Below are 20,563 nucleotides of genomic sequence, written 5' to 3' on the forward strand. Positions count from 1 at the left end.
GGCCTTTCTTGTCGAGGTGATACTGATGGGAACACCGTCTAAAAAGACGCTCAGTGCTCAGATACCCGCCGGGCTTGCTGCTGCGGTTGAAAGCCTGGCTATTGAACTGGATAGATCCAAAAGCTGGGTGATTAAAGAAGCACTGACCGAGATGATCGAAAAGAGAGAACGACGGCATCAGATGGTTCAAAAAGGACTTGCTGATGTTGATGCTGGGAAGGTGGTAAACCATGCAGATGTGCTCGACTTTGCTAACGAGCTGAAAATGCATGATTGATAAAAACGCATAGGGTGAGTGTATCAATTTTCTTGCCAATAACGGAGGAGAACATGACGACAAGAGATCGTATCCAGTCCAGACTGAAGCGTTCCAAGCATTATGTCTTCACTCGCAACGACTTCAAAGATATTGGCAGCTATGCTCAAGTTGGAAAAGTATTGCGTAGTCTGGTCAGTGAAGGCTTATTGTTGAAAGTGGGCTATGGGGTGTACACCAAAGCTCGTCAAAATAACATTACCGGCAACATTATGCCCGCCGCGCCAGGGGGATCTTCAGCAGTGATTATTGAAACGCTAGAGCGTTTCAATGTCCCTTATCGTTTCGTTGGTGCAACGGCAGCGTATAACAGTGGAAAATCTACGCAGATCCCAACCTCTCCGGAAATAGAAACTCCGCCGAGTTTTAAAAGAGTGCTTAGCGTGGGGAACAGTAAATTGAATGCATGATATCTGCTGCAATGATATCGTCAGATGCCAATCTTCCCCTTCTAAAATATCTGCGCGGCTTCGAGTCCCAAATTTAACAATTTCAAGCGTTGGTATCTGCGTTGGTATAATGTCTTTAGTCTTTATTTAAATTAATATTAAATCATGAGGTTATATGCAATGTGCGAGTCCGGCCTTGCACCATCGTATGAAAATCAAGTCACCTCAGGGTGGCTTTTTTTATGTCCGCAATCGTCCAGTAACGTCCATATCACATTGTAAAATAACAATTTTAATTTACTTCTCATCTCTGCGGTTTTGTCTTTTTTATCCACAGTGGTCTTTTTTCGTCCATTGACATCCAGATGATTTGGGGGTCAAGATGAGGGTCAATTCACTTCGATTATGAGTTGACCCCAATTATGGCGCTGACCGACGTTGTTGCCCGTACTGCTAGGCCTCGCGAGAAAGCCTATAAACTCGCGGACGCGCACGGCCTGTATCTTTTAGTGAGTCCTAACGGCTCTAAGCGCTGGTATCTCAAATACCGCTTTTAAGGTAAGGAAAGCCGGATTGCATTCGGTGCCTATCCGCTGATCTCGCTGGCGAAGGCCAGAGAGAAGCGTGATGAGATACGATTGCTGCTGTTGGAGGGCATTCACCCTACGGAAAAGCGTGAAGAAGAAAAAGAGCAGGCGCAAGAAGCGTTGAATACTTTTGCGAAGGTCGCGCAGGACTGGCACCGAAACATTAGCCAAAACAGATGGTCAGAAACGCACGCCGGACGGGTATGGCGCGATATGGAACGAAATCTCCTGCCTGCTATTGGGCATCGCCATATTGCCGACCTGAAAACTAAAGACCTGCTTGAACCGCTTAAAGCCGTGGAACAAAACGGTCATCTTGATTTGGCGTCATGGCTGCGCCAGCGTGTCACCGATATCATGCGCTACGCGGTGCAGAACGATCTGATAGAACGCAACCCCGCGCAAGACCTCTCCGGGGCGATAGCCGCGCCCAAGGCCACCCATCGGCCAGCCCTGAAGCTGAATAAACTGCCGGATTTTCTGGCACGGATAGAACGCCACAAAGGGCGGGAGTTAACCAAACTAGCCTTAAAACTCACGCTGTGCGTTTTTATTCGTTCCAGCGAGCTACGTTTTGCCCGCTGGCCGGAAATCGATTTTAAACGCGCCATGTGGACGATACCGGCTGAACGTGAAGCCATTCCTGGCGTGAAGCATTCGCAGCGCGGCGCAAAGATGCGCGCTGAACATCTGGTGCCGTTATCCCGACAGGCTTTAGCACTACTGGAAGAGATTAAGGCTATCAGCGGCGCTCATGAACTAATCTTCCCCGGCGATCGTCGGCCAACCAAACCGATGAGTGAAAACACCGTCAACAACGCATTACGAACAATGGGCTATGATACCACCACAGAGGTTTGCGGACACGGCTTTCGCACCATGGCCTGTAGTGCACTGGTGGAATCCGGCCAGTGGTCACGGGATGCGGTAGATCGGCAAATGAGCCATCAGGAACGTAATGGAGTTCGTGCTGCTTATATCCACAAGGCGGAACATTTGGATGAGCGCAGGCTAATGCTGCAATGATGGGCGGATTATCTGGATGCGACTCGGGAAGAGTATGTGGTGCCGTATGAATTTAAAAATATTTTATTCATTAGGGCGTTAGCGATGAAAAAAACGAAAAAATCAACGGTAGCGCTTACTTCTCTGATTGAAGAGGCAGAACAGCGTCATCAGAGAGTCTTACAGGGACTTGCTGATGTTGATGCTGGGCGTGTTGTGAATCACTCTGATATGCAGGCATTCATCACCAGACTGAAGCAAGCATAATCAATAGAAATACAGAGGCGTATCCTGTATCAAAAGCCTATGTATTAAGCGCAGCGCCAGCCCCTTTTTTGGGAGGGGCTGGCGCTCATTTTTCTTATGTGAGTGGTTTTCCTGCTGCTCATCATACCTAGGTATCATTTCCACCAGATCGTTTTCCACCGTATAGAAGTAGCAAGCCGGAACCTGTAGCACCGATGCTAACTGGCAAGACAGTAAAAAATCCGGCTTATAAATACAGCGCTAATCTTAACCCAGTGACAGCTTAATCTGCATCCCGCAAGCAGCGGCATACCGTTGTAAGGTTGAGATACTCGCACTGGAAACATTTCTCTCCAGGCGGCTCACCGCAGGTTGGCTTACACCCATGCGAGCAGCGATCTCTGTACTTGTCAGACCTGACTTGGACTTCATTTCGAGCAGAACAGCGCGAAGCGCTTCTTCTTGAGTTTCGTCCTCATACGCTTTTTTAACTTCAGGATTAGAAAGCGCTTTCGCTTTAACTTCAGAGAAGTTGATACCTTTAACTGCCATCTTTCAATTCCTCCCATCTTGACTTTGCCAGCGCTATTTCAGCTTTCGGGGTCTTAGGGGTTTTCTTTACGAATGTCCTTAAAATATAGATCTTACGTCCTTTTGCGTAAGCAAAAAACGTTCTGCTGATGTCTTTTCTACCAACCCGTAGCTCAAACAACCCACCTTCGATGATGTCCGTGTCTGGATATCTTAGCTCGGGCCCTTTAGCTTCAAGTTTTTCAAGCCCTTTAAGCGCTTTTACCTGCATAACAGGTTCGAGGTCATAAATTTCGCTTGCAGCTTCGGGGTGAAAAATCAATTCATACATGTCAGTCCCCTTATTAACGGGGAGTATAACTCATAAGTTATAATAACTCATAAGTTATATTTGACGTGTGTCGGCAGAGTAAGCGATTAGCAAACCATCCCCACGTTCCCCCACTTACTCAGGGATCACGGCTTCCCCCACCTTATTCCGTTGCGAGAGCGGCGAAATCTGTTCCCCTTCAAAGGCGATCAAGCCATCCTTTTCCAGTTTGTCCAGCCAGCGGGTGAATTTCTTGTTCACATCAAAGCCCATTGCCCGCATATCATCCCGCACTAATGAACGGGGGGCAGGTCACTTGAAAGAGACAGAACGAAGGCATTCCATTCTTTTCGTCACGCAGTCTCGACCTTGCTCAAAGAGAAAGGCGTCAACTCGGAACTACGTGCTCAACTAGCAGGGCATGTGAGCGGAAAAACGAAAACAGAAGTGCGGTATAGCAAAGATCTCAAACCGATTCATATGATTGAAGTCGTGGAGAAAATTGATTTTTTGTTGCCTGACATAGCGAAGTTCAACATTCCCGATGGACTAGATGCGGTCAAAGATGCTCGGCGAAGAAAAAGAGGCAAACAAGCAGACTAATCCGGGGTTACTATTCAGTTGAGTGATGCTTGAATGTGCTGGGAGGCTCCCAAGCGCGTTTTTTCTTAAGAGTAGCGAATTTGTGCAATATGTGTGGAGGCGCTAAAACGCGTCTGGTGAAACCAGATGACCTACGATTGCACCCGCAGCCCTTCCACGCTTTCTGATGGTAGGTTCATCACTGTTTTAATGCTGGTTTCGATGCTGCGAATAATGTCTTCGCGTGGGCCGCTGCGCCAGTCATCGCTTGCATAAAAAGCATTGAGAACCGCAGCCATTTTTTCAGCGCTGTCAAAGGTGCGAATGAGGTAGTAGCAATCCGGGTCATGAAGCGAGTTACCAAACGAAACAACATCAATCCCGTGGCGTTGGTGTAGGGGAACACTGATTTCCTGCATGATGGCGTGAAAAGCGGCACTGCTGCCTTTATGTAAGGTGTATTGCAGTATCTCGACAGTTCTCAAAGTGTTATCTCCGTAGGTAGCCACTGGGCGGTTCCTTGTTGATAGGGATTAAAATAAACGGGATTGATCCGTGGGGCCACAACTAACCAAACGACCATCTGTCAGCAAAGCTGCAATAAGCGACTCAAACGCGCTGAGAAGCGCTCTGGCACGTTTTTTATTCGTTAATATTTCCTTTAAACGTTCTTTGGGCAAGATCGGTCAGGCAAACTGAACCGCCTTCGAGCATATTAAGCAGCACGGAGGAAGTCATGTGTGATAATAAAACTGATAGTTACGCCAGACGTTTTAAACAGGTCTTTGATTATATTGACTGTCATCTTGATGACACATTATTACTGGAAAAACTGAGTGAAGTGGCTCACTTCTCGCCATTTCATTTCCATCGTCAGTTTTGTAGTTATTGTGGGATGCCACCTGGTCGCTACATCCAGATGATGCGCTTAAAGCGCGCATCTTATCGATTGGCTTTTAATCCGTTAGAGAAAATCACTGATATCGCGTTCGACGCCGGTTTCCAGCATTCTGAATCATTTAGCCGTGCTTTCAGACAAATGTTCGATCTATCACCGACGCAATTCCGCCAGCAGCCCCCTTGGGTAGATTGGTATAAGCGCATATCCGAACCTTACAAAGCCAGGAGACAAATAATGCAAGGCCAAGTCAAGATCATCAATTTCCCTGCGACATCAGTCGCAATGCTGACTCATTATGGACAAGCAGAGCTAATAAACGAAACTGCGGCTCGATTTATTGAATGGCGAAAAACCACGGGTTATTCGCCTGTTGCCAGCAGCCAGACATACGGTATTGCACCACACGATCCTACCTTAACACCGCCGGATGAATTTGAGTTCCATATTTGTGGAACAGTAAAGTCACCGATTTCGGAAGACAATCGCTTCGGGGTGATAAATAGCGTCATCCCTGCTGGTCGATGTGCGGTGTTGCGTCATCAGGGATCGCATGATGTGTTACCCGAGTTGGCTAAGACTCTATATCGTGACTGGTTGCCTGAGAGCGGGGAGGAACTTCGCGACTTCCCGCTTTTCTTTCATTACCACAACTTTGTACATGAGGTTGCGGAACATGAATTACTCACGGATATCTATTTGCCGTTGAAATGATTCAGGGTCATGTTCATCGTCGCCGCACTCAAGTGTGAGACGCGCCGGGAAGCCTCCAGGCGCGTTTTTTCTCAGGGGTAGTGAATCAGTGCAGAATTCGCGAGACTCTCTTAGAGTGGCTGACGAAGCCAAATGAAACAAGCGTAACCTTGCCATTGACGGAATATGCGGAATCCTGCGGAAAAAATAACAACCTGAGGAGTATGGACGCTTATGGCGACCTACCGACAAATTGCTGATGATGTTGATCTCTTCCCAACAGTATGAAAAGTAAGCCACCTTAAGGTGGCTTTTTTATGTCTGAAATTCAGATGGCTATACCTTCTCCCTAGCCTCTTTTCCTTCAACCTCCCCCAAGTCACCCAACCTTCCCTTAACCACACGAATCAGCACAATCACCATGAAAAAGAATTATATACCGAAAGGCGGATTGTGCTTATGCTGAAACGCAGTGTCTGCGTTGGGCAATGTGTAGAGACTCGGGAATCCCTGAAACCACATTTTCAGCGGCGCGTTGTTCATGCAACCTTATGATTTTTAATAAACAGGAACTGGGGGAAGACGAGTGGAATTAATCGTGACGCATGACATTATCGATAGCGATCGGGAAGAACTTTTTGCGGGTCTTCGGAGCTACAACTGCCAGTTTATTAATCCGGCTTCTTTTGGGCAAATCGGTATTTTTCACCGCAATAGTGCTGGAACCATGACCGGAGGACTGATTGCTACGCGTAAGGGACTATGGCTGTGCATTGATTACTTATGGGTGGGTGAGGAATCCAGAGGCCTGAAGCTCGGTAGCGCGTTGGTGAAAGAAGCGGAACAGGAGGCTATACGTCTTGGATGCCGTCATTCGCTTGTAGATACCTTTAGTTTTCAGGCACTTCCTTTCTATGAAAAACAAGGTTATCAGTTGCAAATGTCTTTACCTGATTTTCCTGAGGAAGGCATGTTAAGGCACTATCTAATAAAGAAAAATATGTAGGCTGCATGATAGTTATCCACCCATTGACCAATGACAAGGTAGACCGCGCGTGACCCTCTTTATAATCAGGCCCGTTTCTCTTCTCACTGGTGTGGACGTATGGCTTACCAACTTAATCTTAACTGGCCTGAATTCTTAGAAAAATACTGGCAAAAACAACCTGTTGTATTGAAGAACGCCTTGCCTAATTTCGTCGATCCGATTACGCCGGATGAGCTGGCGGGTCTGGCGATGGAGGCTGAGGTCGATAGTCGTTTGGTCAGCCATAAAAATGGTCAGTGGCAGGCCAGCAACGGGCCGTTTGAGCATTTTGATAATCTGGGCGAAACCGGTTGGTCGCTGTTGGCTCAGGCGGTGAACCACTGGCATGCGCCGTCTGCTGAACTCGTGAGCCCGTTCCGCGTGTTGCCGGACTGGCGTTTAGATGACCTGATGATCTCTTTTTCCGTACCGGGCGGCGGCGTTGGTCCGCATATCGATCAGTACGATGTCTTCATCATTCAGGGAATGGGCAGCCGTCGTTGGCGCGTGGGTGACAAGCTGCCGATGCGTCAGTTTTGCTCGCATCCTGCGTTGCTGCATGTCGATCCTTTCCCGCCGATTATTGATGAAGATCTTGAGCCGGGCGACATTCTCTATATTCCGCCAGGCTTCCCGCACGATGGCTTCACTCATGAAACTGCACTCAACTACTCCGTGGGATTCCGTGGGCCGAACGGTAGAGATTTAATCAGCAGTTTTGCTGACTACGTACTGGAGAACGATCTCGGCGGTGAGCATTATAGCGACCCTGATTTGACCTGTCGGGAGCATTCGGGCCGGGTTGAGGCGTATGAGTTTGACCGTCTGCGCGAGATGATGATTGATGTGATTAATCAGCCGGAAGCACTGAAAGCGTGGTTCGGTCGCTTTGTGACGACGCCGCGCCACGAGCTGGATATCGCTCCGGCGGAGCCACCTTACGAGCAGGACGAGATTGTGGGCGCGCTGATGGACGGCGGTGTGTTGACACGTCTGAGCGGGTTGCGCGTGCTGGAAGTAGGCGGTAGCTACTTCATCAACAGCGAACCGCTAGACACGGTCGATCCGAAAGCGGCGGATGCGCTGTGTCGTTACACCATTCTCGGTAAAAAAGAGCTGGGAGAGGCGCTGGAGAATCCAGCCTTTGTGGCTGAATTAACCGCGCTGGTTAATCAGGGTTACTGGTTCTTCGACGAATAACATGCTTCTCACTGGCGGCTTCTGAGAACACACGGCATGGTGTGGCTCAAGGCCGCGTCTTAGCCTACGAATGGTCTGCTATTGCTAGCAATGTCGCTAAAGCCGGAACGTCGGTTGACGTGCATGAATATAAGGGGATGAACCACAGTGAAACCGTTAATGTTTCACTGCGTGACTCGGTTCCTTTCGTACTGAGAAATTTGCACGCTGAAGCGAAAAAACACTAAGCGACGCTTTTATACCAACGTTCCGGTGTAACTGCCGGGACGTTATTTTTCCTGTTATCGGTGATTCTTCCAATTATCAATAATGCTCCAGCCATCGACGCACGGCCTGATTATCTCGGCGGTATTGCCGTTCTGGTACCCTGGCATGAATCACGCCAGCAGGTCGTACAGCGCGACCAACATCCATAAATGCATCTTGGCAAAGAAAAGGCCCGACGTTTCCTTCGGGCCTGTGTGACAACTAGCGAAAAGCGTGACGGAAAACGAAAATTAAACGGCTTCGTTTTCGTCGGTATAGCGTTTGGCTTTGTAGGCCGGGTGCATCAGGTTCTGGATGGAGAAAATGTCGTCCAGCTGTTCTTCGGTCAGCAGGCCACGCTCCAGCACTACTTCACGCACGCTCTTACCGGTTTCGGCACAGATTTTCCCAACGATATCGCCGTTGTGGTGGCCGATGAACGGGTTCAGGTAGGTCACGATACCGATAGAGTTGAAGACGTAAGCTTCACACACTTCTTTGTTGGCGGTGATGCCGTCGACGCATTTTTCCAGCAGGTTGTAGCAGGCGTTAGACAGAATCTGGATGGATTCGAACATCGCTTGTCCGATAACCGGTTCCATCACGTTCAACTGCAATTGACCCGCTTCTGCGGCCATGGTGACGCAGGTATCGTTGCCGATGACTTTGAAGCACACCTGATTGACCACTTCCGGTACGACTGGGTTAACTTTGGCTGGCATGATGGACGAGCCCGCCTGCAGTTCCGGCAGGTTGATTTCGTTCAGGCCAGTGCGCGGGCCGGAAGACAGCAGACGCAGGTCGTTACAGATCTTCGACATTTTAACCGCAACGCGTTTCAGGGCGCTGTGCATCATCACGTAAGCGCCGCAGTCGGAGGTCGCTTCGATCAGGTCTTCTGCCGGTACGCAAGGCAGGCCGCTGACTTTTGCCAGATGTTGAACGGCCAGTTTCTGGTATTCATCTGGCGTGTTCAGGCGCGTACCGATGGCGGTTGCGCCAAGGTTCACTTCCAGCAGCAGCTCGGCGGTGCGCAGCAGGTTACGGTTTTCTTCTTTCAGCAGCACGTTGAACGCGTGGAATTCCTGACCGAGGGTCATCGGTACGGCGTCCTGCAGCTGGGTACGGCCCATTTTCAGGATGTTTTCGAACTCTTTCGCTTTGCGCTCAAAGCCATCGCTCAACTGGGTGATCGCTTCAACCAGTTTCAGGATGGAGGTGTACACCGCGATACGGAAGCCAGTCGGGTAGGCATCGTTGGTGGACTGGCATTTGTTCAGGTGGTCGTTCGGGTTCAGGTATTGGTATTCACCTTTCTGATGACCCATCAATTCCAGACCGATATTCGCCAGCACTTCGTTGGTGTTCATGTTGACTGACGTACCCGCGCCGCCCTGATAGACATCGACAGGGAATTGGTCCAGGCATTTACCGTTATTCAGCACTTCATCACAGGCTTGCAGAATAGTGTCGGCAATTTTACGTGGGATGGTTTGCAGTTCTTTATTTGCCAGTGCGGCCGCTTTCTTTACCATTACCATGGCGCGGACAAATTCTGGAATATCGCTGATGGTGCTATTGCTAATATAAAAGTTCTCAATCGCACGCAGCGTATGGATACCATAATAGGCATCAGCAGGGACTTCACGGGTACCTAACAGGTCTTCTTCAATACGGATATTCGTTGACATGGATCTTCTTCCTTTTTTCTTGTTCGATGTACATAGCATCGTTTTCAATATTAAGACTATGATTTTTTAGGGTTTGTATTTCCTGTTTTTGATTTTCAGGTAACACGAACCCATCACGATTTTTATAAAATCATGACTAAAAAGCGTTCTCGGGGAGACGAACATTGAATTAGCATCGTTAAATGGCTAGTGGTGGATATATTCCTCCATTTATGTTTTGTCTCCCAATCGTGAATAGTTATACCTAACCGTTATTCCGTATTATCCGGGTTAATCTCAACCAGTTTTTCTATTCCGCGGTTCAGCGTTTTCAATTTCGGAATAAATACGGTTTTAATAATGTCATGTGTGACATCGCACGCTTCTTCAAAGAACGCGCTGTATTCATCACGGTGCCCGACAATATAAAGCGAGCGCTTAATATTCAGCTGTTCCGGCATATGCGTTAGCACCTCGCGGGAGTGTGCAACGGATTGCAGGAAACTGAGCGGAGTGGTTACCGCCCAACCGATACCTGCCGCCACCATCGACGTTAAGGTATCCGCATTATCAAATTCGAGCATATTCGGTACGCGGACATCGATGCGTCGCAGGTAACGCTCAATCTGCATCCCAATCTGCGAGTTCCGGTTAAAGCGCACCAGCGGCAGCGCTGAGGAAAGCTCGCGGATGTCCTCAACCGTTTTGATGCGTTTGCGGTAATCCGGCGGCGTGATAATGAAATAGCCTTCGGAAAACAGCTGATGACGCACCACGCTATCGCTGTCGATCAACGGGTCGCTGGTGACGATCAAATCCAGCTCGCGGCGCATTAACGCTTCACCCTGCTGCGGGCTGAGCCCGGTACGAATCAGCAACTGCGATGAACTCTTCATCAAACTCTTGGTAAACACCGAACCGCAGGTGATGGCAAACGAATCTACCAGGCCGATACGCAAGTCGGGTTTGATTCCTTTTCCCGCTTCCAGCACCTGTGCCTTGAGGTTTGCGATCTCCTCCGTCAGGATTTCTCCGCGGTTTTTCAACGCAATGCCGTAGGGCGTCAGGACAAAGGGGCGACGAGCCCGGTTAACCAATTTGACGCCGAAATCTTCTTCCAATAACCGGATAGTTTGCGAAATGGCAGAAGGCGTCAGACCTAGCCGCGTGGCGGCTGCTGTCATGCTTCCTGCTTCCGCCATCGTCACAAAGACATAGACGGCGTACATATCGATCGATTTATTGGCGGACACTGTGCGTTTAACCATGTGAGTTTGCCTACGCTGCAAGGTGAATGTCGTCGAAATATGAAGCGTTAGTCTATCTCATCTCGCTGACTACGACCTCGCTAACTGATGTCAGAATAGTCGGCTAACTTCAGAAAAAATACAGGTTGTATCACTGATTAATTTTTTCTTATTTCTAGCTTTAGCGGATCTGAAGGTGAAATGAATGACATGATGTGATGGCTAGTGCGTCGGTTGTATTCCTCCCCCTTGTTCGTGATGTTTTTATACATAAATACAGGATGATTGCAGGTTTTGCTGTTATCCGGCGTAAAAAATTATGCTGAGGAGATAGCTGGCTTCGGATGAGCCGCAGGACGCGGCGAAAGCTTGCGCCACGTAGGGAACGTGTCGCAAGCGGTCCGCTAAGTCAGATACCGACGAAGGTACCGCGTCAGCGGCATAATTTCCGCCAAAAGCCTGGGGTCACGGGGCGAGCGGCGTGTGAGCCGTCCCGTGTCGGGCGCGTGCTACGAAGTCGCATGAAAATGACGTCATTATCGCGCACGAAACTGCCTCAGTAGCAGCATAAAAGTTTGGCTAAGGCCAATCTTGCCAGTTATAACGTATTGCTTTTACTGCGTAGTGAGAAGCGAATCTCCCACTGGTGTTGCTGTGCGCACGTGACGTTCTGCCTGTTCACACATTTCCAGCAGTGCCGGAATCAGGTGTGCGGCGGCGTTGAGGCACGCGCCGAGCTGGCTGAGGCTTTCTTGCGGCAGTTCAACGTCATTTTGCAGCGTGTCGCCGAGGTAATGCAGGCCGTGGCACAGGCCTTCAACCGATTCGGCGGCAATCGCGCCGAGGTCGCAGATCTGAACGTCATCTAACTGCGCGAAAGGCAGGCTGGCTATCAGATCGCGGAAAATAGTAATGGTGCTGTCAGCGGGTGTGGCGTGAGTGTCCGTCATGATTAACTCTTCCATAGCTAGATAATTATTTCATCACGCCCTCAGGTTCCAAACTAAAGGTGTGACCCAGACAGGGTTGGAACACCGGATCTAGCGACCGGCCAACCTTGCGGTTGCCCTGCCTGAGCCACGGATTAGAGTGTGCACGTAGCCCCTGAAAAAACAAAGCGTTTTCAGTTCTAGATAGTCGGGGTTCCAAGCCCGGCTGTGGATGTTGCCGCAGCACAGAGACTGTATTCCAACGACGGAAAACGTGAAATAGGGTGGATGGATTTACAGTGGAATTACAGCGGGTTTTGGAATGGTGCTCGCAGAAATGGGCCGTATCCTGCATGAGGACTAGCATAGATAATCTGATACCACTCTGCGCAAGGCGAAAGTTGTAACAGGAGCTTGGATAAGTTTTCGTTACAATGCTACTTTTTATTCCTTGAGTTAGATGTATTTTTATAGCGATTACAAGTAGTAGTGCTTACCACTGCTGCAAGTTGTACAAGTGATGAGCACTACTTAATAACACATTCAAAATTTACTCGCTCAACCTTGTCAGCCATGTTGACGTATCAAGGGTACTGAGTAGCACAGCAAAGGAATGATTACCGATGGATATTATTGCTCAAGTTGAAAAAGGCCAATGGTCATTAGACGCATTTATTAAACACCTGGTGAAATATAGCCAAGAAAAATATCCCAAGTGGGAAAATAACTACCATGATTTAGTCGTTGATGTGAAAGAAGCATCTTCTTTCTCCACCCCTGCAACGGATGATTTGCTCAAACGCCTTTGGTATGTACGTGATAACGGTATTGCCAATATAAGGCAGGGTGGTTTTTCGCTAGCAGAGTTTGAGCGCAATTTGCCATTTTTCCGAGCGGTAACGGAGCAAATCCGCCAGCAGAAAAATGAAGGCACCTATTGGAAAATCACGCAGGAGATGGAGGCCGCCAAGGAAGATGGCAGGTTAAGCCGGATGTATTTTGCATTGCGTAATCGCGTGTTCGCCGCCTTTGCTCCCGATATCTGTACCACTACGGTCGATTATAAAGCGTTTACTAAAACGATGGTTTTTTTAAATACGCACTTCAAGTTGAAGTTATCGGTAAATGATAACCGTAGCTGGCTGCAACTCAATCATGATCTGAAAAAAGCGCTGAGTTCACTTCTTCAGATTAATGATTTCAAAGTGAATATGGCTGTGTGGGGACTATGTGAATTATTAAACCAGCGGCAAAAAACACAAGAGCAGGTGGACAGCACAAGTATTCGGGATGCGGTTTCCCATAAAAGCAACGAAGTAGTGATGCCTTCTCCCTTCAATCAGATATTCTTCGGCCCACCGGGCACCGGGAAAACGTATACCCTGCAACAGAAAATGGCCGAATACACCACACAGGCAACGCCGGAAGATTATGACGTTTGGTTGGATTCTCGTCTTGCGCCACTGAACTGGATGCAGATTGTTGCCCTAGTACTATTGGATGTTAAGAAGGCAACTAGAGTACCTCAAATCATTATTCATCGGTGGTTCCGGCGTAAGGCTCTGCTAAATGGAAGAGACAGCCATCTATCTCAAACAGCATGGACGGCATTACAGGAGTTTGCTGTAGCGAGTTCTGAAACCGTCAAGTATAGCAATCGCCGTGAGCCTGCTGTATTTGATAAAACAACGGGGAGCGAATGGTTTTTGGTCGAGTCCCAGTTGGAGCAGATTGAGGATTTGGTGACGTTTTATGATGGATTAAAACGCGGGCCTGAACAGGGAGAGAAGATCCAACGCTTTTCCACCGTCACGTTCCACCAATCTTATGGTTATGAGGAGTTTATTCAGGGGATACGTGCTCGGTCGGATGGCAATGGTAATGTTTCCTACTCGACCGAACAGGGAATATTTTTGCAGCTCTGTGACAGAGCCAAAGCTGATCCTGAGCATCGCTATGCGATATTTATTGATGAGATCAATCGCGGAAATATCTCCAAAATCTTCGGTGAACTGATCGCGCTTATCGAAACGGATAAGCGAGCAGGAATGAAGAATGCACTGAGTTTGCAGCTTGCCTACAGTGAAAGTGGAGACCTATTCAGCGTACCCGCGAATGTCGATATTATTGGTGCCATGAATACCGCAGACCGCTCTCTGGCGCTCATGGATACCGCATTGCGGCGGCGTTTCGAGTTTATCGAGATGATGCCGGACTTGTCACTTCTCAGCGGTGTTAAGGTAAAAGGGATAGAGCTTGAATCGCTGTTAGAGAAGCTCAATAGCCGTATTGAGGCTCTTTACGATCGTGAGCACACGTTGGGCCATGCGTTTTTTATCCCCGTGAAAACAGCGCAGGAAGAGAAAGGAGAAGAAAGCGCATTCAAGGTGCTTCAGGCGGTATTTAAGAAGAAAGTTATTCCTCTATTGCAGGAGTACTTTTTCGATGACTGGAACAAAATTCGGCTGGTGCTGGCGGACAATCAGAAAAAAAACGACAGCTTGCAGTTCATTATCGAAAAAGTTGATGAGCTGGATGAACTGTTTGGCGACGATCATGGTTTACGTCGGCACAATCAGAAATCAACTGCGTATGAGTTGAAAGATTTTGAATTGGGCGTCTGGAGCGAACCGTCGGCTTACCGTGCGATTTATGAGCCAAAAGTCGACTATATTTCCGACTCGGATGAACGTAATGGATGAGGTCGTATCAGTTTTTGAATATGGCTTGCTGGGGGTAGGTAAATCGCTCCCCCCAGCGATAACTGCCATTTCGCCTGAGGTATTCGGCTATCTGGAATCCTTGGCGTTGGATGAACAGGGTTGCTCATTCCTCCGTCTGACGTCGCGTTCCGGCCATCGGATTCTCCAGGTACAGAACTATGCGGGTGTGCTGTACACCCCTTATGGCGTGCAGTTGGAGATTCTGCCTAAGGTGGGGAGAAGGTTAACGCCGGAGCGTGCGCGTGAAACCTTGCTGGTCATGCTGAGCTATTTATCGGGTTTCCGACACATCCAGACTCAGCAAGCATCCGTGCAGGCAAAGAATATGCCGCTGCTGGAAATCTTCGTCACCCAGTTTCTACATAGCATCAGCCGGTTATTAAAGCAGGGGCTGCGGGCGGAGTATGTTCGTGAGCAAGATAACCTCTCGTTTATGAAGGGAAAACTGATGTTTCCCCAACAGCTGCGCCATAATTTGGTCAATCGGCACAAATTCTGGGTGGATTACGAAGAGTATTTACCTGATTGTCCGGCAAATCGCTTGTTACATGCGGCGTTAGTGCAGCTCAGCGGCATGCGTTTATCTGCAGAGAATCAGCGCTGGTGTCAGGAACTGCGTTTTGCATTTGAAGGCATTACGCCGAGTCAGGATATTGAAGGTGATATTGCCTGTTTACGGCCTGAACGCGGATTATCTCATTATGATGAGCCGCTTGCCTGGGCGCAGTTGATTCTGCAAGGAGTAAGCCCACTTGCGCTGCAAGGTGATACCAAAGCGCTGTCTCTCCTATTCCCGATGGAGGCAGTGTTTGAATCTTTTGTGGCACAGACGATTTCTGAAGAGTTACCCCAGCATTTGCTGGCCAAAATACAGTTCTCCGGCCAAACATTGGTTCGCCACGCGGGTAAAGACTGTTTTAAGCTTCGTCCTGACCTTCTGATTCAATCTCGGCATCCCGCCAAAAACCAAATGGTATTAGATACTAAATGGAAGTTAGTGAATAATGTCACCAAAGGTCAGTCGTTGTATGGACTATCCCAAGACGATTTTTATCAAATGTTTGCTTACGGGCAGAAGTATTTGGAAGGCAAAGGGGATTTATACCTGATCTATCCAGAACATGATGGCTTCACCCACCCTGTCGCACAACATTTTGAATTTTCTGGGGAGTTGCGATTATGGGTTGTGCCTTATCGTGTCATGGCGTTGCCGGGTGAAAGAATGGCATGGTGTAAGTCGGACTGTTTGGATCAACACGTTGTGGTGGAGCCACTTTCAGAATAATGAAGAGGGAAATCTATGTCTGATGATCCGGGGTGCCCGTGCTGTGGTTCTGATTCGGTAGAAGGTGTGGGGGAGTATGAAATTTGTTCCCGTTGCCGATGGGAGGACGATCCTTTTCAGGCGAGTAACCCTGACAGAGGGGGCGGAGCGAACCGAATGAGTTTGAATCAGGCAAGATTGGCTTTCGCGCATGGGGAACTTGTCTGGTAAAACACCACGCCATTTGATTTTCTACACTCTTGGTCTCTAGGCCTCCTCATGTATTGTGCATGAGGAGGTTTCTTCTTTGTTATTCGCTTTCCCGCTTCAACCCCTCCCAGCTCAGCCCAAAACGTGCCAAATATTTACGCAGCCGATCGGCGTCGTTGGGCTTTTGTTTTTGCTGGCGTGAGACGGCGAACAGGCGGCGGCCAGCTTCGGAGAGTGAGTTGGATGTGCGGCAGACGTCGAGCACGGTTTCGAGCTGGCGCTGTTCAAAGAGATCGATGTTGGCGAGTTCGGGCGGTAGTGCGGGTGATAGCGCAGTTGCTGGGGAATCGCTCTGCCAGTTGGCTCGCAGGCGAGTGATTTCCTCTTCTACCAGTTCGGTGGTGATGCGACCTTGTTCCGCTAGTGTCGCCATGCGGGCGATGGATGAACCAAGCTCGCGGAAGTTGCCGCGCCACGCGGCCTGCGGCGAGCTGGCAAAGGTGAGGTAGCGCTGTCGAGCGTCTTTATCGAAGCGGATCTGCGTTTGGTGATCGCGAGTGAAGCGCTGGAGCTCGTACTCAATGTTCGGTTCGATATCTTCCCGACGTTCCGCCAGCCCCGGCAAGGGGAAGGTCCACATGTTGATACGGGCGTAGAGATCTTCACGGAACTTGCCCTGTGTGATCCACTCGCGCAGATTGCGGTGTGTGCCAGCGATCAGTTGGAAATCGCTGCTGACTTCTTTATCCGAACCAAACGGTAAAAAGCGTTTTTCTTCAATCGCTTTGAGCAGCATGGCCTGTTCATCTAGCCCGAGTTCGGCGATTTCATCCAGGAACAGCATTCCGCCGTCAGCTTCACGTAGCAGTCCGGTTCTCGCCTGCAACGCACCAGTAAACGCGCCTTTTACGTGGCCGAACAGTGTCGACATCGCGTTGTCACCGCGCAGCGTGGCACAGTTAACCGCGACAAAGCGGCCGCTGACCAGATGGCGGGACTGGCGTAGCTGGTAGATACGCTGTGCCAGAAAGGATTTCCCCGCACCGGTCGGGCCAGTTAAGAGCATCGGCGCGGTGGAGCGCAGTGCGACGCGCTCAATCTGATCGATCAGCGCATTAAACGTGGTATTGCGCGTCTCGATGCCCGATTTCAGGAACGAGACGGAGCGCTCCTGTTCATGCTGGAAGCGACTGGTGAGCGTGGCGTAGCGGCTGAGATCCAGATCGATGACGGCGTAGATGCCCTTCGGTGCCGGACGATCCGCTTTTTCCCCCGGCGCGGTTTGCAGTAGCTTGGCGGGCAGATAGCGCGCTTCGGTCAACAGGAACCAGCAAATCTGCACGACGTGAGTGCCGGTGGTGATGTGAACGAAATACTCTTCGTTCTCGGTATCGAACGGGTAGCGGCTCGCAAAGTCCAGAAAGGCGCTGTAGACCTCTTCAAGATTCCACGGGTCGCGCAGTTCAACGGCCTGAAGCGTGACCTGCGTAGTCGGTGACACCACGGCGATATCCTCCGCCACCTGCTGTGCCATTCCTTCATTGCGTGATTGGTGCAACAGTTCCAGACGATCGACGGGGAAATCCTGCTGCTGACATAGGCCGACGGTAGGCCGCCATTTCGTCCAGCGATTCTCCCGTTTACCTCGTTTGTCCAATGTAGTGCCCAGCACACCAATGACGACGCGACGCTTCATGCTATACCTTGTTATAAATTATTATCCTGTGGGATAAACTTACCCGTTATCTTGTTTTGTTGCTAGTTTGCATATTTTATTTTTTAACCATTAATTATCAGTGGTTTATATTTTTATTTTGTCTTTTTAATAAATCTGGCACGTCTTTGGCAATATCTATAGCGAACAACGACAAACAAAGAGAAGAAAAAATGGAAGAAATGAAAACGCAGGATTACGACATGATGTCACCAGTGAATAGCGCCCCGGTAAAAATGTGGACGCAGGGCGTGCCTGTGGAGCCGGAAGCCCGAGACCAACTGCTGAATACGGCCAAAATGCCGTTCATTTTTAAACATCTGGCGGTGATGCCGGATGTGCATCTGGGAAAAGGATCGACGATTGGTAGCGTGATCCCCACGCGTGGCGCGATTATTCCCGCCGCGGTCGGCGTGGATATCGGTTGCGGGATGATTGCGGTGCGTACGTCACTGGTTGCCAGCGACCTGCCGGATAACCTGATGGGGTTGCGTAGCGCGATTGAGCAGGCGGTGCCGCACGGACGTAGCGTAACGCGTTCCAAACGTGATGTCGGTTCCTGGCAGAATCCGCCACAGACGGTGGATGCGCACTGGTCACTGCTAGAGCCGCGTTTTAAGCGTTTGACGGATAAATATCCGCAGTTGCTGAAAACTAACAACTATCAGCATTTGGGAACCTTAGGAACGGGTAACCACTTTATTGAAATCTGTCTGGATGAAGTCGATCGCGTGTGGGTGATGTTGCATAGCGGATCACGTGGTGTGGGGAACGCGATTGGATCGCTGTTCATCAAACTGGCGCAGGAAGATATGCAACAGCACATTGCGAATCTGCCGGACCGTAATCTGGCGTATTTCGAGGAAGGAAGCCTGCACTTTGACGATTACATAGAAGCGGTGGAATGGGCGCAGGATTTTGCCCGTCATAACCGCGAAGTGATGATGTCGCATACGCTGGCGGCGCTGTCCCGAATTGTGACGAAACCGTTTACGACGCAGCAGGAAGGCGTGAACTGCCACCATAATTATGTACAGCGTGAAACGCACTTTGGTGAATCGGTGCTGATTACCCGTAAAGGCGCGGTGTCGGCGCAGAAAGGCCAGATGGGAATTATTCCGGGGTCGATGGGCGCGAAGAGCTTTATCGTGCGCGGATTGGGGAACGAAGAGAGCTTCTGTTCCTGTAGCCACGGCGCGGGGAGAACGATGAGCCGTACCGCCGCGAAAAAACGCTTCACCGTGGAAGATCAGATCCGCGCAACCGCGCACGTTGAGTGCAGAAAAGACAGCGACGTTATCGATGAAATCCCGATGGCGTACAAAGATATCGATAAGGTGATGGCGGCACAGTCATCGCTGGTGGAAATTGTGCATACGCTGCGTCAGGTGGTGTGTGTGAAAGGATAAGAAGAGGGCAGGGAATATGGCATCGTACAATTTACTCCTGCAACAGTTGGAAAAACTGGTGGCTTTACCAGATAACTATTATCGGCCCGCGCAGGCTGATGCACTGGGTTCAGCGTCACACCTGATAACACTCACGCGTCACTATAACGGGCATATTCGGCAGCGTGCGGTGCTGTGTTTGGGTTTCATGGACGAGGTCTCGGCATTACCCGCGCTGATTGAACGAGTAAACGATTGGGCTGAACCGGTGCGCCGTGCTGCCAAGCAGAGTGTGCGGCTGCTGTTAACGCCGAATAACACCGCGTCTTTTGTCGCCAATTTGCCTGCCATTTTCTGGCTGTTGCAGTGCCAGCGAGAAGATCATCAGCCGCTGGTGGATGAGATCGTCAGCTTTCTATCCGAGGAGGCGCACGCGCCGTCGTTACTGACGGGATTGTGTTCGGAAGACAAAACTGTTGCCCGGTTATCGCTGGATATTCTCGCTGAGCGTGAGCGGTTCCCGTTGAAGCAGATCTTTGGTCAGGCGATGTTGCATCACGATCCGTTAGTCAGGGCGAACGCGGCGCGATATCTGCTACGTGCGGACAAGGACGTCGATCACGACGCGTTGACTATTCTGCTGAAAGACACATTCGCACCCATCAAGCAGGTGGCGTTGCAGTATGTGATAGACAATGCGTTCCCCGTGTCTGAGCCTCAACTGATTGCCTTACTGTTTGATAAGAATGCATTGGTGCGTCAACGAGCCTCAGCGCTACTGCGCGAACGAAACGACGATCCGGTTGCGCATTATCTTGCGGCACTGGATCGGGCGAGTACCGTCACAGTGCGAAAAATCACGCTCTGGGGGCTAGATGAGCATCGCTATGACGGCATTGTGGCGCTGGCGGAGCGCAACCTGGACGAGTGCTATCCCAGCCTTTACTACAGCGCTCTGCGCATTCTTATTCTGCGCACCGGTGACGACGCGCGTGAGCAACTGCTGCTCTCTCTGCGTCACCCCTCGCTGGCTATTGTGAAGGTCGCGCGGAAGCTGTTTTTCCAGCAGAAAATTTCTCTGTCGCTGCCTGAACTTCAGGGCTGTATGGAAAGTGCATCTTCCAGAGAACACGTTGAGGTGTACTACTTTCTAGCGCACAAGCTGAATAAATGGGATTGGCTGGTGTTCCTGCTGGATAACGCTAAGTCAGAGAATACTGCACTAACGCAGGCTGGTGTGGCGTACTGGGTACAGCGGTTCAACCGTTCGGGCATGCTGCCAAATACGCGACAGCAGGCGCGTTTGCGGACGCTGCTTGATGAACATCCACACGTCATCTCGCGCGACAGCCCCTATATCGCCCTGTTTTTGTATAGTTGATTTTCGT

General features: G+C 49.9%; 19 protein-coding genes and 3 pseudogenes. 14 read left to right on the forward strand and 8 right to left on the reverse strand.

Annotated elements, in window-relative coordinates; translation table 11 throughout:
- The first annotated feature begins 25 nt into the window (after positions 1–25).
- The 4 genes and pseudogenes from BUB06_RS05195 to BUB06_RS21745 all read left to right on the forward strand — a co-directional run bounded on the left by BUB06_RS05195 (position 26) and on the right by BUB06_RS21745 (position 2,564).
- On the forward strand, positions 26–277 hold the full coding sequence (locus BUB06_RS05195; protein WP_039470468.1) for a CopG family ribbon-helix-helix protein: 252 nt from the start codon (positions 26–28) through the stop codon (positions 275–277).
- Between the two features lie 53 nt (positions 278–330).
- Positions 331–726 carry a DUF6088 family protein gene (locus tag BUB06_RS05200; protein WP_039470469.1) on the forward strand — a complete coding sequence of 132 codons (396 nt, stop codon included), beginning with the start codon at positions 331–333 and terminating at the stop codon, positions 724–726.
- A gap of 401 nt (positions 727–1,127) precedes the next feature.
- A pseudogene (locus BUB06_RS05205) lies at positions 1,128–2,315 on the forward strand (tyrosine-type recombinase/integrase); the annotation flags it as partial.
- A 39-nt stretch (positions 2,316–2,354) separates the two neighbouring features.
- Positions 2,355–2,564, forward strand: coding sequence for a hypothetical protein (locus BUB06_RS21745; protein WP_048329122.1), 210 nt, complete (start codon positions 2,355–2,357; stop codon positions 2,562–2,564).
- Between the two features lie 246 nt (positions 2,565–2,810).
- Here the strand turns inward: BUB06_RS21745 and BUB06_RS05215 are convergent, their stop codons facing one another.
- From BUB06_RS05215 to BUB06_RS22370, 3 genes are all read right to left on the reverse strand, one after another.
- Entirely contained in the window at positions 2,811–3,095 is a 285-nt protein-coding gene (locus tag BUB06_RS05215; RefSeq protein WP_039470472.1) for a helix-turn-helix domain-containing protein, read from the reverse strand.
- The gene (locus tag BUB06_RS05220) at positions 3,085–3,405 is read right to left on the reverse strand and encodes a type II toxin-antitoxin system RelE/ParE family toxin (protein WP_039470474.1); all 321 of its coding nucleotides are present in this window, start codon (positions 3,403–3,405) and stop codon (positions 3,085–3,087) included. Before BUB06_RS05220 ends, BUB06_RS05215 begins: the two co-directional genes overlap by 11 nt.
- A 114-nt stretch (positions 3,406–3,519) precedes the next feature.
- On the reverse strand, positions 3,520–3,645 hold the full coding sequence (locus BUB06_RS22370; protein ID WP_269083054.1) for a hypothetical protein: 126 nt from the start codon (positions 3,643–3,645) through the stop codon (positions 3,520–3,522).
- A 42-nt stretch (positions 3,646–3,687) separates the two neighbouring features.
- Here BUB06_RS22370 and BUB06_RS05225 point away from each other — a divergent pair.
- Positions 3,688–3,987, forward strand: a pseudogene (locus BUB06_RS05225) (site-specific integrase); the annotation flags it as partial.
- A 131-nt stretch (positions 3,988–4,118) separates the two neighbouring features.
- Here the strand turns inward: BUB06_RS05225 and BUB06_RS05230 are convergent.
- Complete coding sequence (locus BUB06_RS05230) at positions 4,119–4,451, reverse strand: NIPSNAP family protein (RefSeq protein ID WP_039471012.1); 333 nt, start codon at positions 4,449–4,451, stop codon at positions 4,119–4,121.
- 251 nt (positions 4,452–4,702) lie between these two features.
- Between BUB06_RS05230 and BUB06_RS05235 the strand changes: the two genes are divergently transcribed.
- The 4 genes and pseudogenes from BUB06_RS05235 to BUB06_RS22235 form a co-directional block, all read left to right on the forward strand.
- Positions 4,703–5,578, forward strand: coding sequence for an AraC family transcriptional regulator (locus BUB06_RS05235; protein ID WP_010298321.1), 876 nt, complete (start codon positions 4,703–4,705; stop codon positions 5,576–5,578).
- Positions 5,579–6,143: 565 nt separating this feature from the next.
- Positions 6,144–6,563: a GNAT family N-acetyltransferase gene (locus BUB06_RS05240; protein ID WP_039470478.1), complete on the forward strand. Its 420-nt coding sequence runs from the start codon at positions 6,144–6,146 to the stop codon at positions 6,561–6,563.
- Between the two features lie 99 nt (positions 6,564–6,662).
- Positions 6,663–7,784, forward strand: coding sequence for a ribosomal protein uL16 3-hydroxylase (locus BUB06_RS05245; RefSeq protein WP_039470480.1), 1,122 nt, complete (start codon positions 6,663–6,665; stop codon positions 7,782–7,784).
- Positions 7,785–7,867: 83 nt separating this feature from the next.
- Positions 7,868–8,011: pseudogene (locus tag BUB06_RS22235) on the forward strand (alpha/beta hydrolase); the annotation flags it as partial.
- 270 nt (positions 8,012–8,281) lie between these two features.
- Here BUB06_RS22235 and aspA read toward each other — a convergent pair.
- From aspA to BUB06_RS05265, 3 genes are all read right to left on the reverse strand, one after another.
- Positions 8,282–9,721, reverse strand: coding sequence for an aspartate ammonia-lyase (aspA, locus tag BUB06_RS05255; RefSeq protein WP_010298348.1), 1,440 nt, complete (start codon positions 9,719–9,721; stop codon positions 8,282–8,284).
- Between the two features lie 251 nt (positions 9,722–9,972).
- Complete coding sequence (locus BUB06_RS05260; protein WP_039470483.1) at positions 9,973–10,968, reverse strand: LysR family transcriptional regulator; 996 nt, start codon at positions 10,966–10,968, stop codon at positions 9,973–9,975.
- Positions 10,969–11,561: 593 nt separating this feature from the next.
- Positions 11,562–11,897, reverse strand: coding sequence for a hypothetical protein (locus BUB06_RS05265; RefSeq protein WP_039470485.1), 336 nt, complete (start codon positions 11,895–11,897; stop codon positions 11,562–11,564).
- A gap of 602 nt (positions 11,898–12,499) precedes the next feature.
- Between BUB06_RS05265 and BUB06_RS05270 the strand changes: the two genes are divergently transcribed.
- From BUB06_RS05270 to BUB06_RS05280, 3 genes are read left to right on the forward strand one after another with little or no spacing between them, the layout of a single operon-like run.
- Entirely contained in the window at positions 12,500–14,578 is a 2,079-nt protein-coding gene (locus BUB06_RS05270) for an McrB family protein (protein WP_039470488.1), read from the forward strand.
- The gene (locus BUB06_RS05275; RefSeq protein WP_039470490.1) at positions 14,571–15,884 is read left to right on the forward strand and encodes an McrC family protein; all 1,314 of its coding nucleotides are present in this window, start codon (positions 14,571–14,573) and stop codon (positions 15,882–15,884) included. Before BUB06_RS05270 ends, BUB06_RS05275 begins: the two co-directional genes overlap by 8 nt.
- A gap of 15 nt (positions 15,885–15,899) precedes the next feature.
- Positions 15,900–16,094 carry a CPCC family cysteine-rich protein gene (locus BUB06_RS05280; RefSeq protein ID WP_072012966.1) on the forward strand — a complete coding sequence of 65 codons (195 nt, stop codon included), beginning with the start codon at positions 15,900–15,902 and terminating at the stop codon, positions 16,092–16,094.
- 79 nt (positions 16,095–16,173) lie between these two features.
- Here the strand turns inward: BUB06_RS05280 and rtcR are convergent, their stop codons facing one another.
- A complete protein-coding gene (gene rtcR / locus BUB06_RS05285; protein ID WP_039470493.1) occupies positions 16,174–17,769 on the reverse strand; it encodes an RNA repair transcriptional activator RtcR in 1,596 nt (531 codons plus the stop codon).
- Positions 17,770–17,960: 191 nt separating this feature from the next.
- Between rtcR and BUB06_RS05290 the strand changes: the two genes are divergently transcribed.
- Both BUB06_RS05290 and BUB06_RS05295 read left to right on the forward strand, forming a co-directional pair.
- Entirely contained in the window at positions 17,961–19,196 is a 1,236-nt protein-coding gene (locus tag BUB06_RS05290; protein ID WP_161502920.1) for an RtcB family protein, read from the forward strand.
- Between the two features lie 16 nt (positions 19,197–19,212).
- Positions 19,213–20,556, forward strand: coding sequence for a HEAT repeat domain-containing protein (locus tag BUB06_RS05295; RefSeq protein WP_039470495.1), 1,344 nt, complete (start codon positions 19,213–19,215; stop codon positions 20,554–20,556).
- The last annotated feature ends 7 nt before the right edge of the window (positions 20,557–20,563 follow it).

The sequence above is a fragment of the Pectobacterium carotovorum genome (genome assembly GCF_900129615.1).
Taxonomy (GTDB): domain Bacteria; phylum Pseudomonadota; class Gammaproteobacteria; order Enterobacterales; family Enterobacteriaceae; genus Pectobacterium; species Pectobacterium carotovorum.